The 1,999-nt window shown below is 64.1% G+C and carries 2 pseudogenes; both read right to left on the reverse strand.

From position 1 onward, the window contains the following. Window positions 1-171 precede the first annotated feature (171 nt). Window positions 172-1,824, reverse strand: a pseudogene (betA, locus tag EOA28_RS34140) (choline dehydrogenase). Then, window positions 1,817-1,999: pseudogene (locus EOA28_RS34145) on the reverse strand (threonine/serine dehydratase); the annotation flags it as partial. The pseudogenes EOA28_RS34145 and betA, both read right to left, overlap by 8 nt.

A 1,999-nucleotide genomic window follows, 5' to 3' on the forward strand; every position in this document is an offset into this window, starting at 1 on the left:
GCTGAATGCAGGGTGGCGATGGTCTCGCCGGTTGCCGGATAGATCACCGGCAGCGGCGTGCCGCCCTCATCCTCGATATAGCGGCCGTTGACATAGTGCGATGCGGTCGGCTGGGCGCGCATGGCTTTCTCCAAGTCTGTTCGCCGGGAGGGCGGTCAGCCCGACAATGCCCTATCGGTCCGCCACCTGCCAGCGCGGATTGATCCAGGGTTCCTGGTTGGATGGCGCCAGCGGCGTGCGGCCGAGGATATGGTCGGACGCCTTTTCGCCGGTCATGATCGAGGGGGCGTTGAGGTTGCCATTGGTCACCCGCGGGAAGATCGAGGAATCGGCGACGCGCAGGCCCTCGACGCCGATTACTCGGCATTCCGGATCGACGACGGCGGTCACATCGTCGGCACGGCCCATCCGGCAGGTGCCGCAAGGATGGTAGGCGCTCTAGGCATGGTCGCGGATGAAAGCGTCGAGCTCGTCGTCGGTCCGCACATGGCTGCCGGGCGAGATCTCCTTGCCGCGGAAGCCGTCGAAGGCCTTCTGCCCGAAAATCTCGCGGGTCAGCCGGATGCAGTGGCGGAACTCGCTCCAGTCGTCCGGATGCGACATGTAGTTGAAGCGGATCACCGGCTTCGTCTTCGGGTCGGGCGAGCGCAGCGTCACTGAGCCGCGCGACTTCGAGCGCATCGGCCCAACATGCGCCTGGAAGCCGTGCGACTTCGCCGCCGACTTGCCGTCATAGCGCACCGCCGCGGGAATGAAGTGATACTGGATATCGGGGTAGTCGACGCCGGCCTGCGAACGCACGAAGGCCGCCGCCTCGAAATGGTTGGTGGCGCCAAGGCCACTCTTGAAGAACAGCCACTGCGCGCCGATCAATGCCTTGGAGAAGGGATTGAGCACCGAGTTCAACGTGATCGGCCTGGTCGATTCCTGCTGGATATAGAGCTCCAGATGGTCCTGCAGATTGGCGCCGACACCCGGCCTGTCGGCGATCACCTTTATGCCGTTCTCCTGCAGATGCGCGCCTGGGCCGATGCCGGACAGCATCAGGATCTTCGGCGAGTTGATCGACGACGCCGCGACGATCACTTCACGCCGCGCCTTAACGACCTGAATCTTTTTGTCAGCTTCGATCTCGACGCCGAGGGCGCGTTGATTCTCGATCACCACGCGCCGGGCGAAGCCTTTGACCAGACTCACATTCTTGCGTTTGAGAGCCGGCTTCAGATAGGCGTTCGCCGCCGACCAGCGGCGGCCGCCAAGAATGGTCTGCTCCATCGGCCCAAAACCTTCCTGCTTGGAGCCGTTATAGTCGTCGGTGAGCTCGAAGCCGGCTTGGCGGCCGGCCTCGACGAAGGCGCCATAGAGCGGATTCTTCCGTGTGCCGCGCTGCACATGCAATGGTCCGCCGTGGCCCCGCCAGCCATCCTCGCCGCCGTCGGAATCCTCCATGCGCTTGAAATAGGGGAGCACGTCGGCGAAGCCCCAGCCGGTCGCACCCTGTTCCGCCCAATGGTCGAAGTCGTGCGCATGGCCGCGCACATAGACCATGCCGTTGATCGAGGACGAGCCGCCGATCACCTTGCCGCGCGGCGTCGCCAGCACGCGGCCGCCGAGATGCGGCTCCGGCTCGCTGGCGAAACCCCAGTCGTAGAGGCTCATATTGAGTGGGATCGACAGCGCCGACGGCATCTGGATCAGCGGCCCCATATCGGTGCCGCCGAACTCGATGACGATCACCGAGTGCTTGCCGTCTTCCGACAGCCGATAGGCCATGGCCGAGCCGGCGGAGCCGGAGCCGATGATGACGAAATCCGCTTCAAGCATTGTTCATATGCGCCATAAAATCGGCGAGCGAGACATTGCCGCCGGTTGCAACCACCAGGACAGTCTTGTCCTTCACATCCACCTTGCCGCCGAGAAGGGCGGCCAGTGATGCCGCGCCCGAGGGCTCCAGCACCAGCTTCATCCGCTCGAAGGCGATCTTCATAGCCCGCCGCAC

It is taken from the genome of Mesorhizobium sp. M2A.F.Ca.ET.067.02.1.1 (assembly GCF_004023285.1).
Taxonomy (GTDB): Bacteria; Pseudomonadota; Alphaproteobacteria; order Rhizobiales; family Rhizobiaceae; genus Mesorhizobium.